The sequence below is a fragment of the Mucilaginibacter sp. P1_D10 genome, assembly GCF_056406215.1.
The window spans coordinates 169079-184691 of record NZ_JBFUAP010000007.1; the positions used below are offsets into that span (position 1 = coordinate 169079).

14 protein-coding genes are annotated in these 15613 nt (G+C 47.9%); 6 read left to right on the plus strand and 8 right to left on the minus strand.

Annotated features, from left to right (window positions below; translation table 11 throughout):
* Positions 1 to 62 precede the first annotated feature (62 nt).
* The 5 genes from AC1DYT_RS13190 to AC1DYT_RS13210 form a co-directional block, all read right to left on the minus strand.
* Complete coding sequence (locus tag AC1DYT_RS13190; RefSeq protein ID WP_477470065.1) at positions 63 to 2258, minus strand: M56 family metallopeptidase; 2196 nt, start codon at positions 2256 to 2258, stop codon at positions 63 to 65.
* Complete coding sequence (locus tag AC1DYT_RS13195) at positions 2255 to 2617, minus strand: BlaI/MecI/CopY family transcriptional regulator (RefSeq protein WP_477470066.1); 363 nt, start codon at positions 2615 to 2617, stop codon at positions 2255 to 2257. The genes AC1DYT_RS13190 and AC1DYT_RS13195 overlap by 4 nt, the downstream gene beginning before the upstream one ends.
* A 197-nt stretch (positions 2618 to 2814) precedes the next feature.
* Positions 2815 to 3195 carry a hypothetical protein gene (locus AC1DYT_RS13200; RefSeq protein WP_477457852.1) on the minus strand — a complete coding sequence of 127 codons (381 nt, stop codon included), beginning with the start codon at positions 3193 to 3195 and terminating at the stop codon, positions 2815 to 2817.
* A 218-nt stretch (positions 3196 to 3413) separates the two neighbouring features.
* Positions 3414 to 4688, minus strand: coding sequence for a DUF3472 domain-containing protein (locus AC1DYT_RS13205; protein WP_477470067.1), 1275 nt, complete (start codon positions 4686 to 4688; stop codon positions 3414 to 3416).
* Positions 4689 to 4718: 30 nt separating this feature from the next.
* Positions 4719 to 6677 carry a beta-galactosidase trimerization domain-containing protein gene (locus AC1DYT_RS13210; protein ID WP_477470068.1) on the minus strand — a complete coding sequence of 653 codons (1959 nt, stop codon included), beginning with the start codon at positions 6675 to 6677 and terminating at the stop codon, positions 4719 to 4721.
* On the opposite strand from AC1DYT_RS13210, the gene AC1DYT_RS13215 reads away from it, so the two are divergent.
* Positions 6669 to 7376: a 2OG-Fe(II) oxygenase gene (locus AC1DYT_RS13215; RefSeq protein ID WP_477470069.1), complete on the plus strand. Its 708-nt coding sequence runs from the start codon at positions 6669 to 6671 to the stop codon at positions 7374 to 7376. The two genes, AC1DYT_RS13210 and AC1DYT_RS13215, sit on opposite strands and share 9 nt — an antisense overlap.
* A 55-nt stretch (positions 7377 to 7431) precedes the next feature.
* On the opposite strand, the gene AC1DYT_RS13220 is transcribed toward AC1DYT_RS13215, so the two are convergent.
* Entirely contained in the window at positions 7432 to 8157 is a 726-nt protein-coding gene (locus AC1DYT_RS13220; RefSeq protein ID WP_477470070.1) for a hypothetical protein, read from the minus strand.
* A 253-nt stretch (positions 8158 to 8410) separates the two neighbouring features.
* Between AC1DYT_RS13220 and AC1DYT_RS13225 the strand changes: the two genes are divergently transcribed.
* Complete coding sequence (locus tag AC1DYT_RS13225; RefSeq protein WP_477457857.1) at positions 8411 to 8557, plus strand: hypothetical protein; 147 nt, start codon at positions 8411 to 8413, stop codon at positions 8555 to 8557.
* Positions 8558 to 8629: 72 nt separating this feature from the next.
* Here the strand turns inward: AC1DYT_RS13225 and AC1DYT_RS13230 are convergent, their stop codons facing one another.
* A complete protein-coding gene (locus tag AC1DYT_RS13230; protein WP_477470071.1) occupies positions 8630 to 10567 on the minus strand; it encodes a tetratricopeptide repeat protein in 1938 nt (645 codons plus the stop codon).
* A 143-nt stretch (positions 10568 to 10710) separates the two neighbouring features.
* Here AC1DYT_RS13230 and xth point away from each other — a divergent pair, with 143 nt between their 5' ends.
* Both xth and AC1DYT_RS13240 read left to right on the plus strand, forming a co-directional pair.
* On the plus strand, positions 10711 to 11484 hold the full coding sequence (gene xth, locus AC1DYT_RS13235) for an exodeoxyribonuclease III (RefSeq protein WP_477470072.1): 774 nt from the start codon (positions 10711 to 10713) through the stop codon (positions 11482 to 11484).
* An 80-nt stretch (positions 11485 to 11564) separates the two neighbouring features.
* Positions 11565 to 11852 (plus strand): hypothetical protein, encoded by a 288-nt coding sequence (locus AC1DYT_RS13240; RefSeq protein ID WP_477457860.1) that lies wholly within the window; start codon positions 11565 to 11567, stop codon positions 11850 to 11852.
* A gap of 2 nt (positions 11853 to 11854) precedes the next feature.
* Here AC1DYT_RS13240 and AC1DYT_RS13245 read toward each other — a convergent pair whose 3' ends face one another.
* Complete coding sequence (locus AC1DYT_RS13245) at positions 11855 to 12535, minus strand: GNAT family N-acetyltransferase (protein ID WP_477470073.1); 681 nt, start codon at positions 12533 to 12535, stop codon at positions 11855 to 11857.
* 122 nt (positions 12536 to 12657) lie between these two features.
* On the opposite strand from AC1DYT_RS13245, the gene AC1DYT_RS13250 reads away from it, so the two are divergent.
* Both AC1DYT_RS13250 and AC1DYT_RS13255 read left to right on the plus strand, forming a co-directional pair.
* Entirely contained in the window at positions 12658 to 13467 is an 810-nt protein-coding gene (locus AC1DYT_RS13250; protein ID WP_477470074.1) for a tRNA pseudouridine synthase A, read from the plus strand.
* An 8-nt stretch (positions 13468 to 13475) separates the two neighbouring features.
* The gene (locus AC1DYT_RS13255) at positions 13476 to 15590 is read left to right on the plus strand and encodes an alpha-amylase family protein (RefSeq protein WP_477470075.1); all 2115 of its coding nucleotides are present in this window, start codon (positions 13476 to 13478) and stop codon (positions 15588 to 15590) included.
* The last annotated feature ends 23 nt before the right edge of the window (positions 15591 to 15613 follow it).

Genomic DNA, 15613 nt, shown 5'->3' on the forward strand with positions numbered 1-15613 from the left:
CCTATTAAAGCGAAACGCCCCGAGGACAAAATCCCCGGGGCGCTCTTTTTGTGCTTATCTGCTTAGAACGCAGCCTTCAGCGTAATGTATTTATTGATATCGTCGGATTTGAAGCCCTTCTCTTTCATTTGGGTAATGTACTCCGGCGTAATGCCCATAGCCTTTAGGGCGGTGGCATCATCAAGCGATACTTTGAAGCCGATATCCTTGAAGCCCTTAAGATATTCCGGCGTAATGCCCAGGGCTTTTAAGCCGCTGGCGTTATCCACGCTAATGTTGCCGTAGCCGGCATCTTTAAAGCCATTTAAATATTCGGGCGTTATGCCGAGTGCTTTCAAAGAGGAGGCTTGATCTACTGATAGTTGCTTATAACCCGCAGCTTTAAAACTGACCATAAATTCAGGGGTGATGCCAAGGGATTTTAGTGATATCAGGTTATCTGCCGATATATTGTTATATCCAGCAGCCTTAAAGCCATGGATATAGGCAGCATCAACGCCAACGGCCTTCATGCTGGTTAGGGTGCTGGCCTGCAGGTTGGTGTAACCTTCTTTTTTAAGGGCGTTGATGTAGGCATCGTCGACATTCAATGCTTTAAAGGCAATCATATCATCAGATGATGCATCTGCCCTTACCACGCCAGGCTTTTTGTTGGCGGCTTTAAACTTGCTGATGTATTTGCCATCGATGCCTTGTGCTTTAAAGCTCACCAGCTTCTCCCAATCTACTTTTGGGTAGCCGGCTTTGTGTATATCGGCAATAAATGCGCTATTGATGCCCAGGGCGCGGCCGGTTATCAGCTGTTGCAGGGTAATGTTGGGGTAGCCGTTTTGTTTCATCGAACGGATATACGGCTCATCAACCCCAAGTGCCGAACAGGCTATCACATCATCTTTAGATGAGGTTTTGTAACCATTGTTCTTCAACATGGTAACGTAGGTCTTTTTAATGTTGAGGAAGAAGAATGCCATCTCATCATCGTGACCGACGCCTGAGATTCCCTCGCCCTTGAGGAACGTGAAGTATGCAGCATCGCGGGTAAACTTGTATTTGCCCGAGCCTTTACCGCCATCGAAACGGCCGGTAAACTGCATTATACCCGCCTCGCGTACCAGCTTAAAAGCACCCTCCTGGCCTATTGGCAGGGCGGTAAATTCGCTTACCAAAAAGTTGGAGTTGCTCATGTGGTTGTGGTCGTCGTCGCCTTCGTATAGTTTAAGTTCCAGCTTGTTACCGGTGATGGTTGCTTTCCAGTTGCCTTCGTCGCTGGTGCTGGGCCTGGTATCCTTAACGGCCATGGTGTTTACATCCAGTTTTACGCTGGAGGCGGCGGGCTCATTCAATGCACATACCAAAAAGGCCATCATGGGCACCAGGAACAGGTATTTCCAGGCGGTATGTATGTTAGATTTTTTTGCGTTCATCATAACAATTCGTTTTTTTAAGAGTGATTGATTATAGTTGGTTGTAATTCTTAGGGATAAATTGGGCACGGAAACCTTCAGCAGGTTCATCTGGTAGTCGCTGCGCTCTACGGTTGCATCGTGCAGCACTTCGTTATCGGCCAGGTACTCCAGGTTGCTTTCTACTTCTTTGCGGTACAACCAGGCAAAGGGGTTGAACCACTGGAAGGCCAGCACCAATTCGGTTAAGAGCAGGTCCACGCTGTGGCGTTGTTTAATGTGCACTTTCTCGTGCAACAGGATCTGATTAAACGTTTCGGGTTCATATTTAGCCGGGTTGATATAGATGCTGTTGCCGAAGCTGCAGGGCGCTTTATCATCGTCCAGCTCTACGATGCGGAAGGCACCATCTTGTATCACCGGCTTGCGGTAAGCCTGGTAAGCCAGCACGCATAGCTGTAACAGCAAATTCGCGCCGAATGCCGCCACGCCGAACCAGTAAAGGTAAACCGCCCATTTGATGATGCGCTGCATCAATGGCGCTTGCGGTTCTGCAACCGCCTCAGCCTTTACGACTGCGTTTTGTGGCTGCGACTTATAGCTTGTTGTTGGCGCAAATTGCGGCAGGTGCAAGGCTACTACCGGGGTGCTGGGTTTGGCGGCGGGCTGCTGCGGGCTATCGCGCAAGGCCCATTGCTGCGGTACTTTTACCAGCGGTAACAGGAATGCCATAGCCAGGCAACCGATAAGTACGGCGCGGTTTAGGCTATAATAAGTTTCCTTTTGCAGCAGTAGTTTGTAAAACAACAGGCAAATGGCCAGCAGCAGGGCCACATGTAATACATAAGGTATCATTTCTTGTTGGATTTAATGAGGTTTACAATTTCGTCCAGTTCGGTTTCGGATATCTTTTCTTCTTTGGCAAAAAATGCCAGCATGCTGGGGTACGAGTTGTTGAAGTACTGGCTCACGATATCTTTCATAGCATGCTTCTGATACTCCTCGCGCGATATTTTTGGGTAATAGTTGTAGATGTTGCCCACCGTCTCATGGTCCAGGAAGCCCTTCTCCTCCAGTATCTTCACCATGGTAGCAACCGAATTATAATGTGGCTTAGGGTCGGGCAGTTCGGGGATGATTTCTTTGATATAAGCTTTGCCCAGGCTCCAGAAAGCCTGCATAATTTGTTCTTCGCGTTTAGCCAGTTTTATCATTATTCTAATAATTATAACGCAAGCTAATACTAATCAATTAGTATTGCAACTAATCAATTAGGATTGTTGATGAAATCTATTTTAATTGGCTGATAACTAGAGAAATAAAATTTCAGGATTGATTTTATCACAAAAATAAAGGCACAAAAAAAGCCGCAAGAGATTGCGGCTTTGTATATCGAAAAATTAGGGGAGGCTTAAATGAAGCTCAATCCGCAAGCGATGAACACGTTTAATAATAAAGCCGCCGAGCAGATGTTAACGTTGCGGCGGGTGCTTACATGCGCCATTTGCACATTTACTTTTTTGAACCAGCGATTGTTTAAAAGGATTAGGTGATTAACCAGCAAAAAGAAAACCGCGCCGGTTACGATAGCAACGCAGGCACCCAGGCCAATGTTGATCAGATGCCCTTTTATCATCAGCTTAGTAAGCAGCAGTGCATTGGTAAGGAATACCACCAGCAAAAAGCTTACGTTGAACATCGATTTGAATTGAGGGATGCTTGTACCCTGCCCGAAGTTTTTGAAGTTCCACCTGTAAAACGCTACATAAATGGATTGATAGGCTTTTTGCATAATGTGTGCTGTTTAAGTTAATAGATACGTACCGCTTGTTTGACGATTCCGTTTACAAATAGTTTAACGTATTGCTGTTTGTTTTGTTATGCAATATAAAATTAAATTTTGGAAAAGGCAACTTATGCCGTATAATAATTTTATTGTTTGGGCATTACCACAAAAGAACGTTACATTTTGCTTATTGACGATACACAAAGTTAATCTTGTTCTGCCTTTTATTCTTTAGGCAACGCGCTCAAATCAATCACCGGCGATACACCGTTTGCGGCCCGTTTAAAAGGCGTCTTCAAAGGCACCAGTTCATCAAAAAAACCGCCGTTCTTCAGAAAGAACATATTGCCGTCGATGCCGCCTGCATAATCTTTACGATAATTAGCGTTTGCCGTGGCATCGCCTGTATAAACGGCGCCGGTCACTTCGTGCCATTGATTGTTGCTATCGCCCAGCCATTGGTTCTTGAAATTAGCCAGGCGTACCTGGTCGCCGCTATCGGGTTCAAAGTTTTCTACAAAGGAGTATAGGCCGGTTAAATACGTTTTGGTTTGCGGCCTGCTGAAACTGGCTACCAACAGCCATTTTCCCGAAGCAACATCCTTAAACCAGGCGGTATAGGTTGTACTCCTGGTGGCCTTATCCGGTTCGGCACGCAGCAGGAAGGCATACGTTTTGCCGGCCTGCCATGGGTACAGCATATAGCTTTGCCCGCCCGAACCTTCGTCGCCAAAGTCGCCGCCATGTACGCCGGCACCTTTTTTAAGCAGTATTACTCTTAAACTGTCGGGGATAGTTTTTGGGTCGTCGGTAGTAAAAGGACTCCATACCGAGAACAGCACCCGGCGCTCGGTAGGCGAATTTACCTGCATGCCGAAGTAGCCGCCGCTAAAGCCATCGGCCATAAAGTACGAGCCAACTACATCCATTTTTGCGGGGACGCTTATCTCGTTATAAAACCATTTCGCTTCTTTTTTGATATCCGAGGGCACATCGTACCGCAGATGCACGGATGGCCCGCGCCTGCCGAAATGGTAAGAGAATCCGATTTTTACGTATGTAAACTTATCTGCATCCTTTGCGCCTTGCACAATCAAATCTGATACGATGGCGTAAACACCCCCTGTTTTGCTTAAGCCCGTCAGGCTCACTTTTACGTAACCCGCTTGCAAAATATCCACCTTACCGATAGCGATGGTATCGAACCCGGCATTGCTGAATTCTTTTGTAAACACCGTTTTACCAATGGTGATGCTGATTGTGCTTTTACCGGCAGGTACACGCAGCCGCAACGACAAGTCGAGCTGCTGCGCGGAGGGCACCCTAAAGTAAATACCGGCGGTTGATTTTGGGCTGGTCCATTGCATCAGGCCATCATCGGTTATTAGCGCGCTGCCGTTAACCCAGGCATTGCCGCCAAGCGGGATGATGATTTTAGGGGTATCGGCAAATGCCATTGTGCTTACAAAGCAGGCAATCAGGAGCAATATTTTTTTCATATCAATGTAAAGCAAAGTGCTAATTTAAAACTATTCCCATTTGATAACCATAGTTTCCTCTGTATCAATACTGATATGGTTACCGCCGGTTTTGCCGCCCTTATTGGCAAACAGCACAATGGGGTCGGGCGAGGCGGCCTGCATTAGCATGTTAAACTCTTTGCGTACGGAAGACTTGTTGATGATGATGGTTATAGTGTTCTTGCCGTTTTTAAGGGTTTTCATCAGCATGCCATTCTGTGGGGATTCGAACAGGAAGGGGATATTCATCGATGGATAGTCGAGCGCCTCCTTCAGGAATTGGCTAAGCCCGGTATAATCTTCCAATACCCGGTTGCCTAAACCAATCAGCGAAGGTATCCACCAGGCCTGTCCCCTGCCATAATTGTTCTGCACCGCCCAAATATCGTTACCCTTTTCAGCTATTGCCTCGCCGGTTGTCGGGCGTAGCAGTCCTACCCATTGGAGTGCGGGCAGCAAAACTCCGGCAACAATAATGTCCTCCATATCATCGATGGCTTTATACTCCAATATATCGGCACCGAAAAGTGTTCTTAATGGCGAGCCCAGCCGCGTGGTAGCAACCGCGTTTTCGTCGTAGTACCCTGTGAGTCCATCGGCAATTAATTTGCCTCCGTTTTGCACAAAAGCGGCAAGCATGGGCCAGTATTTATGCGGGATAGATATTTGATGCGCGAGGATGATTGCAATGCCTGTAAAATCTTCCTTCGAGAAATCAAACTCGCTTATTTCCTTAAAATTCGCCTGGATGCCGGCCTCGCTCAGGGCTTCGTAATATGCCAGCGACGATTTCATCACGCCACCTTCATCGCGGCCCTCGTAACTTTTGCCGCCGGTTTGCAGTTTCTTTTCTACCCAAAGCGATTCGCGGGTGTATATAATATTGATGCCGGACTCCACCGTTTTGGCGTTTTCAAATAAGTGCAGATTGGCGTTCACAACATCAATAACTTCGGTTGCCGCCAATAACCTGTCGCTGGGTTCGTTCAGGTAATTCAGCATTGCCCATTCGCCGGCTTCAATACCCGAGGAACGGGGGTTAAGGCACCAAAATATGGCCCCCTTGCTTTCGGCGCTGATAGCAACCCAAAGCCACTGGCTTATTTCTTCGGCACTTGGGCAGAGCGCCAGGAAACCGCTGTAGGTATTGTTGCCGCCCTGCAGCTCTGTCATGAACCAGGGGATATCGCCCGCGCCCGAGCGCAGTATCTCGCAATTGGCAGATACAGCCATGGCGTATTGCGCCCGTTTGAAATACTCAAAGTGCCAGCTGGCATGCGCCGAGCCGCCCAGGCTGGTCAGGAAATCGCGCCAGGCCGGGAAATCATACTCAGCAACGTTCTTAAATATCGCGTGATTGTTTACGTGGATAATGCTGCCGGGATGGTATTTCTGTATTTCATTGGTGAGCCATTTTAAAAACCAGGTATTGTAGTACAGGTGGAAACGCTCATCAGCAAAATCGAAATGGTCATACCCATTGCTGTTATAATCCGGGTGCGCCTGCGCGACTTTCCATTCCTGGTATTTATCCGTCGCGAATTGTTCCTGCGGAAAATGCCCCAGGCCCGGCTCGTTTACCGGCACCCAACCATAACAGGATTTGAACTGCATGAAGTGCGAGACTGCATTTTCGATGTACCTGGCGATAGCCACGAGATGGTCCTCATCCTTCGGGAATTTCAGCCCTCCTAAATCCGTAAAGGCGGTAGCCGGGAACAGGTTGCCGTATATTTTAATGCCATATTTTTCCGCTGCCCGATAAGCCATATCAAACAGCGTATAATCCCAGCTTCCATCAGGCTTATGCATATAGGTTTCAAACAGGCGGATGCGGGTAACCCTCATGCCTGCCTCCTTCAACCGCATGAACCATACATCAATTTCTTCCGCCGTTTGCCCGGGTTCAATAAAAACCTCGGCGCCTATCATAATCGGGGTAGCCTCTTCCTTTGTAGTATGCTGCATGTTATTATTAACCTCATTGGCAGCGAATGGTTTGAAATGCGGGGCATCCCACTATTTAAACCTACCTTCACCAAAATGCAGGACCGCGCTATGCGGTGCACCCAATTGGAAAAAACATTCAGCGATTTTATCGACACCTACCTGAAAACACACGTAGGGATATCTGAGAACTTCTTAAGCACCGCGCTTTCCGGCCATTTAAAAGATAACCTGATTGGTTTATTTAGAAATAACCTTCTTCTGGCCGCAGGCACCGGGAACGAAACGCTGGTGGTGCATAACAAACTCGTTAGGGGCGATAGTATCTACTGGCTGGGCCGCGAGCATAACGATCCCCACGAAAATTCCTTTTTCGATCTGATGGACAAATTCGTAGAATACCTTAACCGCACCTGCTACACGGGTATTACTGGCTACGAGTTCCATTACACTTTGTATGAGGAAGGGGCGTTCTATAAAAAACATATCGACCAATTCCAGCATAACGGCAGCCGCGCCTATTCCATGATCATGTACCTGAACGCCGATTGGGTACTGGCAGACGGCGGCGAGCTATGCATTCATCATGCAAGCCATGAGCAATTTATCCCGCCAACCAACGGCAAAAGCGTGTTTTTTAAAAGCACCGAAATGGCGCACGAAGTAATGCTGACCAACAAAGCCCGTATGAGCATTACCGGCTGGTTAAAAGTAAATTAAAAAGGGGAGCGTAGCATCAGCACCGATCCCCTTTCATAACCGGCAATGCGGTGTATCAATATTGCAAGGTTGTGTTTCCCGCAGGCACATTTGAGGGGGTAAATTCGTAGGCTGTAGAATAAATGGAAGCCAGCTTACCCGCGCTGAAATTTAGCGTTACCATAGTGTAATGTGTATCATCCGTTACCGAGATAAAGTACCATTGCGGCGACGCGCTCATCAAGGGGTCGTAAACTTTGGTGATATCTTTATCGAAGATAGAAATGCGCTCGAACTTTTTGGTGTAGGCTCCCTGTTGTTTAATCTTCACTAATTTAGCGTAGATGCCATCTATAACATCGCCAACAGCAACCGAATGGGCTGCATCATTGACGAGAGGCCATCTTTTCAGCTTCACGCCATCGTTGGTGAATATGCTATTCAGCTTATTATCGGTAAAATATAGTTGGATACCTGTGCTGGTGCCTACGGTTTCGTCGAGGTAAACGGTGCGGTATAAAGGTATCTTATTTTCCAGGCTTTCCAGATTGGTAAAAACGTTGCCCACTATAGCCAGGTAATCTATCCGCCTATCGGCAATAATAGCCTGAAACTTAGAATACACTGTGGCTGGGGCTTCGCCTATATTGAGGCCCCATTGCCCGCCCGTCCGCAAGGTATCGCTGGAAATAAGCTTTGGCGGTATGGGGTCCACGGTTATCAAGGGCCCTTTTGTGGCCGCCTCTTTTTTGCAGGCCGAAAACGACAGCGCAATAAAGAAAAGGATAAACAGGTTTTTCATGAGGTGTTTGGTGTTTAGCTATCTATAATACGCCTCGCAGCAGAAAAACGCTACAATGCCATTGCGATAATTCCGGCCGCAAATACGGCACAGGTTTGTATAGCTTTTTTATCGCTCGCGCCGAAAGGTTGTATAGTTTACTATACGCAAAAATAAGCCATTTATAGGTTTTATGCTTTTTTTAAGGGGGTAAGGGCTGCGCGTAAATCTGGCATCGTTATTAGTATATGTAAGTAGATAAAACACTACCGATATGAAAACTTCAGTACAAACCACCATCCTGTTAAAAGCATTCGATATTGAATTGAAAAGAATCATAGACGCCGACCTGGCTAAGTATAAAGCAGAGCAGCAGCGTAAAAAGAACCTGTCGTTCATCAAACAATTACTGGCTGCCTAAGCCCAAGCAAGCTTACACACAATTCTATATATAGCAAAGCCTTTGCCCAACCGGGCAGAGGCTTTTGCATGCCTAAGCCTGATATGCCTTGAAGTAGATAATAAATTCGGAGCCCAGGTTTGGCTGACTATTCACTTCCATGTGGCCGCCGTTTTCTTCTGTAAATTGCTTTATCAACATCAACCCAAGGCCGGTACCCGCTTCTTTATCGGTACCTTGTTCAGATATGGCCTTACCTGTTACTTTAAAAAGCTTATCTAGTTTCCCGGCAGACATGCCCACGCCATTATCCTTGATGTGTAGGGCGTGCATGCCCGGCGTTTCGGTATAAAAAACCTCGATGAGTCCGTTCTGCGGTGTGAATTTTATGGCGTTACCCACTACGTTTTGCAGGATGATGCGCACATGGCTCGGGTCGGCCTGTATCCGGATGGGGCGGTTAGAGGTGTGTGAAACCTGCTGGTTCTTGTTTTTAGAGAAGAAACCGAATACAGATAAAACCTCGTTCATCATGGCTATCAGATCAATTTCTTCCAGGCTAAGCTTTCCGCCCATTTGCTGGCTGTTGGCCCAAACAAGCAAGTTGTTGATCATGCCGGTAACCAGGGTTACCTGTTTGTAAAAATCTTCGAATACAGTATGCTGTTCCTCTTCATCCAGGTCGCCGTAGCGAATCAGCTCCAATGCCTGCAATATCGATGCGAAGGGGCTGCGCAGATCGTGCCCTATTACTGAGAACACCTGGTCCTTGGTTTCATTGACGGCCACCAACGCCTCGCGCTGGCTCGTTATCTCCTCTTTTTGCATCGCTATGGCAGCGTTGCTGGCCAGTAGCTCTTTGTTCAATGCCGATTTATGCTCGCTGCTGCGCATGATGACGAAAAGTATGATTACAAGCGACAGCGCAAATAACGACACCAGCGCAATAAGCAGGCGGTTAAGGTTTATCGATTGCTTGCTTATCTGATTCTCTTTTACCAGTTTTAAGTTCTCGGCCTTCTTTTCCTGCAGATGGCGGTAGTTTATCTCTTTCTCTTTTGCCTCGGTAAACAAACTATCGGCATACCGCTTAGCGTTTACTTCGCTGGTGTAAGCATTCTTATAATCGCCGGTAGCGGCGTAGCTTTGGGCCAGTATGTTGTAGGCCCGCTGTATATCCCACCCGGCTTTAAGACTAAGCGAAAGGGCCAGGCCTTTTTCGGTATGGATAACAGCTTCCTGGTAGCGGCCCATGGCATAATAAGTTTGCCCCTGGCCCGAGTAGGCAAAGCCTTTTTCCCAATTGTCCTGATAGGGTTTATAGTTGAGGGCCAGCTTATAATACTTCAATGCCTGGGGATAGTTACCCGAGTGGTAATAGGTTTCGCCCATGCGGTTGAGAATCATCTGGATGATGTGCCAGTCCTTTACCTTTTCGGCAATCGCCATGCTTTTTTTTAAGTGGACGAAAGCCTTATCGAATTGTTTTATCTCGTCATAACACGAGCCGATATTGAAATTATTGCTGGCTATGCGCGTGCTGTCTTTCAACATTTCGCCGAAAGACAATGATTTCTCGAACTCGGATATGGCATCGTACATCCTATCTTGTGCCAGGTAAATAAGGCCCTTGTTGTTGTACGATGCGCCTATGCCTTTTTTGTAGCCTATTTTCTGGCTGATGGCCATGGCCTCGTCTGATGCGCTGAGCGAGGGGAAATACGAGCCCTGGATATAATAGGCCCGCGCTATGTTGTTCTGCGCAGTTGCTGCGCCTTTATCGAATTGTTGCGATTTGGATAATTTAAGGGCCTCTTTGGCGAACAACAGGGCACTATCGGGGTTATTGTAGAAATACTTTTCGGCCAGGGTGTTCAATAGCACTACGCTATTAGTATCTCTTGAAAAACCGGTTTTGGCTCTGGCATTCTTTAATTGCGCTAAAAGCGCAGCAGCCGGTGTTTGCCCCTCCGCATAAAGCGAGATAGAAAGCAGCACAATGCAAACGGGTATCAGATAGTTTTTGCCCATAGTGATTAGGGGGAATCGGCAGTACTAATATGCGAATAAAAAACAAAACAAGAATAATTAATGCTGCTTACCGTATGTGATTTTTATGTGTAAATATGATTCGATAGCTTTGGTGCTACCATACCAACCATACCCTTGCCCATATGAAAATAGCCACCTATAATGTTAACGGCGTAAATGGCCGCCTGCCCGTGCTGCTGCGCTGGCTAAACGAGGAACGGCCCGACGTAGCCTGCCTCCAGGAACTCAAGGCTCCGCAGGAGAACTTCCCGTTGCAGGCCATTAATGATGCCGGCTACAACGCGATATGGCATGGTCAGAAAAGCTGGAACGGCGTAGCCATACTGGCACGCGGCATGGAAATAACAGAACGCCGCAAAGGCCTCCCCGGCGATGAGGAAGATAGCCAAAGCCGCTATATAGAAGCGCTGGTGAATGGCGTGGTTATCGCTTGCCTGTACCTGCCCAACGGCAACCCGGCACCCGGCACCAAATTCGATTATAAGCTTGGCTGGTTCGAGCGGTTGAAGATACACGCTGCCGAGCTGCTGGCATCGGGCCTGCCCGTGGTGCTAACCGGAGACTATAATGTAATGCCCACCGAGCTGGATGCGTATAAACCCGAGCGATGGGTAGAAGATGCCTTGTTCCGACCCGAAACGCGACTAGCGTTTAAAACCCTGGTAGAGCAGGGCTGGACGGATGCCCTTCGCAAGCTTTACCCAACGGAGGTTATTTATACTTTTTTCGATTACTTCCGCAACGCATATGGCCGTAACGCCGGGTTGAGGATTGACCACTTTTTGCTCAGTCCGCAGGTGGAGGGAAGGCTGAAAGCAGCCGCTGTTGACCTTCACGTACGCGGCTGGGAAAAAACCAGCGACCATTGCCCGGTATGGATCGAGCTGGCAGAATAAAATTACCTGTTAATCGGCTGTAACAATACGGGCCCCGGCGCGTTTTATGATATGTATTAAAACATCAGGCCAGATCCCATATGAAATACATAGCATCACGCCTCTCAGAAGGCAATAAGATTTTCCCCGCCGAAATTTACATTGAAGAAAACGGCGTTACCGTAAAGATACCCGGCCTGTTCAGCGGCGATACCACTACAATTGCCTATGAAAGCATTTCGGCAGTTGAGATAGATACGCCCATGATCGGCTTCTCTACCATACGCTTTTACCACAGCGGCAACAAAGTGGAGGCACACGGTTTTAGCAAACACGACGTGGAAGAAATAAAGGGTTATATCGAAAGCGGAAGAAGCCGCGCGAAGTAATCTTACCCCAATTTTTTGATGATATAAAAATGTATGGTTTTGCGCGTAGCAAAACCGAGGCTTTCGTACACGCTTATGGCGCGTGCATTATCGCTGCGCACGTGCAGAAAGGGTATCTCGCCCGCTGCTAGGATGCGTTGTATCTGAAACTGCAGCACCTGTTTGGCATAGCCCCGCCCTAAATAATCGGGATGGGTACAAACGGCGCTCACCTCGGCATAATTAAAAACATGCATACGCTGGCCGGCCATGGCTACCAGCTTATCATCATCCAATACGCCATGGTAATGCCCGAATTCGATGGTGCGTTCGGCAAAAGGGCCGGGGTTGGTAAGCCTGGTTAAGGCCAGCATCCGGGGCACATGCTCTTTGGTTAATGGCGTGAGCGTAACCAGCGGATAATCGGTATCGCGGCCATCGTGCACCATCTGCAGGCATTCGATATATACCATTTGCTGCCAGGGCGCTGGAATATCTGCTTCCACCGGTGAAATAAAGCCGAACGGCCTGTCTGCAGGTGCCACATCGTATAGTTGGGCGAAGCTTTCCGCCGTATTTTCCCTGAAACCCAAGAAGGGCGATACCTCGGGATCAAAATATTTTATCTCTGCCGTGCCATTCGCCAGGTTGCTATTGCCCGATACGAGGGCGTTCCAGGCGGGATTATCTAATACGTGCTGCATTTTATACAGATGCTTTTGGGTGCCGTCAATAGTACAAAAATTGGCAATATGCTTTGTATGCAAAATGTAAAACCAGCAATAACAAGGGCAAATGTTTATTTTAGCCATCTATACATCTACCATTGCGCTACTTCTTTCATATCGGTTACCTCGGCACCAATTATCACGGCTGGCAAAAACACCCGGATGGCATGAGCGTGCAGCAGGTTTTGGAGGACTGCCTTACCCGGATTTTTAAAACACCCACGTACATCACCGGCTGTGGCCGTACGGATGCGCAGGTGCATGCCAGCCAGTTCTTTTTCCATTTAGATGTGGAGGCGGCCTGGGATTTCGACCTGCTTTTCCGGATGAATAATATCCTGCCGGATGATATTTCGGTTTTTGATATCATACCGATGGAAGGCCGGCCTCATGCCCGTTTTGATGCCGTTGAACGCAGTTACGATTACTTTATCCATACCTATAAAGACCCTTTCCTCAGCAATTTCAGTTCGATGTATTTAGTAGCGGACTGGGACATTGACAGCATGCAGCGCGCCGCCGGTTTATTGCTGAATTACACCGATTATCATGCTTTTTGCAAAATGCCAGACAGGAACGAGCATACCATCTGCAACATCGGCGAAGCAAAAATATATACCGATAGCACGGGTGATAAACTGCGCTTCCGTATCTCGGCCAATCGTTTTTTAGGGCGGATGGTGCGCATCATCACCGGAAAACTGATAGAGGTTGGCACCGGCAAATTAAGCGTAGATGAATTTGAGGCGCACCTCATTAACCCGCAATTACCGCATTTGATAAAACCGGCCTATCCGCAAGGGTTGTATCTTAGTAAAATAAAGTACCCTTATCTGGATGCCCCCACACGCAGCGATTTTACCCAAATGCTTTCCGGTGGCGCAAACGGATGGGTAAGCAATAGTTAAACTATCTAATGAAGAAATTAGCCTATATCCTATTATGCCTTTTGTACTGCCTGCAGGTAAGTGCTCAAAAAAAACCGGATGCTGCTAATGAAAAGTTTTGGTGGAAACGGAATAACCTGCGGGTAATTCAAACCAACCTGCCCGATTATGAGGCCGCCACGCTCAACCCCGATTCGTTGGTGGCAGACCTTGTACATTTCTCTGCCAATACGCTCATCATCAATGCCGGCGGCATAATGGCCTTTTATCCTACAAAGCTCAAGCTGCAATACACCAACCCCTATATGAAGCCCAATATGCTGGGCGATGTTATCCGCAAATGCCACCAGCATGGCATCAAAGTTATCGTCAGGTTTGATTTCAGCAGGGTGCACGAGAGCATTTACAAGGCCCACCCCGACTGGTGCTACATATCGCCAAAAGGCGAGCGCATCATCAACACCAATATGTACGCCGTTTCTATCAATGCGCCTTACGTGCAGCAGGGAGCATTCAAAATTATCGGCGAGGTGATGGATATGTACCCCATCGATGGCATCTTCCTGAACATGCCCGGCTATCAGGTAAACAATGCCTACGAAGGCAAATACCTGGGCATAGACCAAAACGAAGCCGACAAAAAACGCTTCTTTGAATACAGCCACGGACTAACCCTGCCCACAGAAGAAAACCCAGCCGATGCCGCATATATCAAGTACCTGGAGTTTAAGAAGTACACCGGCGATGATTGGTCTAAACGGTTATATGATTTGGTTAAAGCCAAAAACAAGCAGGTAGCTATCTGTACTTATACCGATAACTATGTGGATATCATCCGCCACGAATCTCAGGCGAACAGTGGACTGCCCTACTGGCCCTACACCGCATCAGATAATGTGAACAACGCTATGCACTCCTTCCCTAAGCATATTATCAGCAATGCCAGCATCCAGCAGATAGGTTTCCAGTCGCGCTATAATGCCGTGGAACCTGCCGAAGTAGCCATACGCCTTTACGAAAATATTGCCAACGGCTCGGGCCTGGACCTAAGCATGATGGGCGATATGCGCGGCTATGAGGACGAGCGGAATTATGGCGTCATCAGCAAAATATACGCTTTCCATAAAAAGCATGAACCGTACTTCGGCAACTATGCTTCCACAGCAAAAGTGGCCCTTATTTCGCCGGGACTATGGCCCGGCGGCCTGCCCATGCAGGAATATCGCGGCATACAACTGATGCTGAAAGAGGCGCATATCCCCTTCGATATCATCGTGAGCGAGCAGATGGAAAACCAGGCCGGTATCCTAAAAAAGTATGGCACAATCATTCTGCCCGAAACCACAGGTCTTACTGCAGCAGCGATACAGGTATTAAAGGACGCGTTGGCTGGCGGCACCAACCTCATAGCCACCAACACCGCCCTGAGCGATAACCCGCAGGCCCTTCTGGATATTTTCGGCGCAAAGGTACTTACCAAAGAATACGATGGCAGCGGCAATTACCTGCAGCCCGATAATGCTGCAATTTTTAAACGCCTGAAGCTACAGCGTATGCTGATGCTTAAATTCAACCTGGCCCAATATGACCTCGCTGGCGCGGATAACCATTACCTGCCTATCCTAAGCAAAGGCCGCCCCGGCCCGCCCGAAATTATCGGCGGGCACACGCCAACCGGCCAATACGCAATGGCCTTGAAAAAATTGGGCAAAGGCAAGGCCGTAGTACTGCCTTTCAACATCGGCCGCCTGTATTACCAAAACGGCTACCAGGAGCACAAGAATATATTTTTGGATGTACTGGAACATGTTTACCCGCAGGCTATGCAGGATATTGTCACCAACGCGCCCGAAAAGGTAGAGGTTATATTACAACGATATGGCAAGAACGATGCACAGGCCAATGGCGATAAGAACAACGGCCTGATATTGCATCTCATTAACCTCACCGGCTTTAGCGGGGCAAGTTATTTTGAACCGCTGCCCGTATATGGCATAACCTTCAAAATCCGCTGCGATTTTAAGCCGAAAGAAGTGGTGTCGCTGACCACGCAACTGCCTATAAAATTTACTTACCAAAATGGGGCGGTAAGCTTTACGGTAAAAAGCCTGGGTGATTATGGGGCGGTGCTGATAAACAGGTAAAAAAACAGGCCGTCATGTTGAAT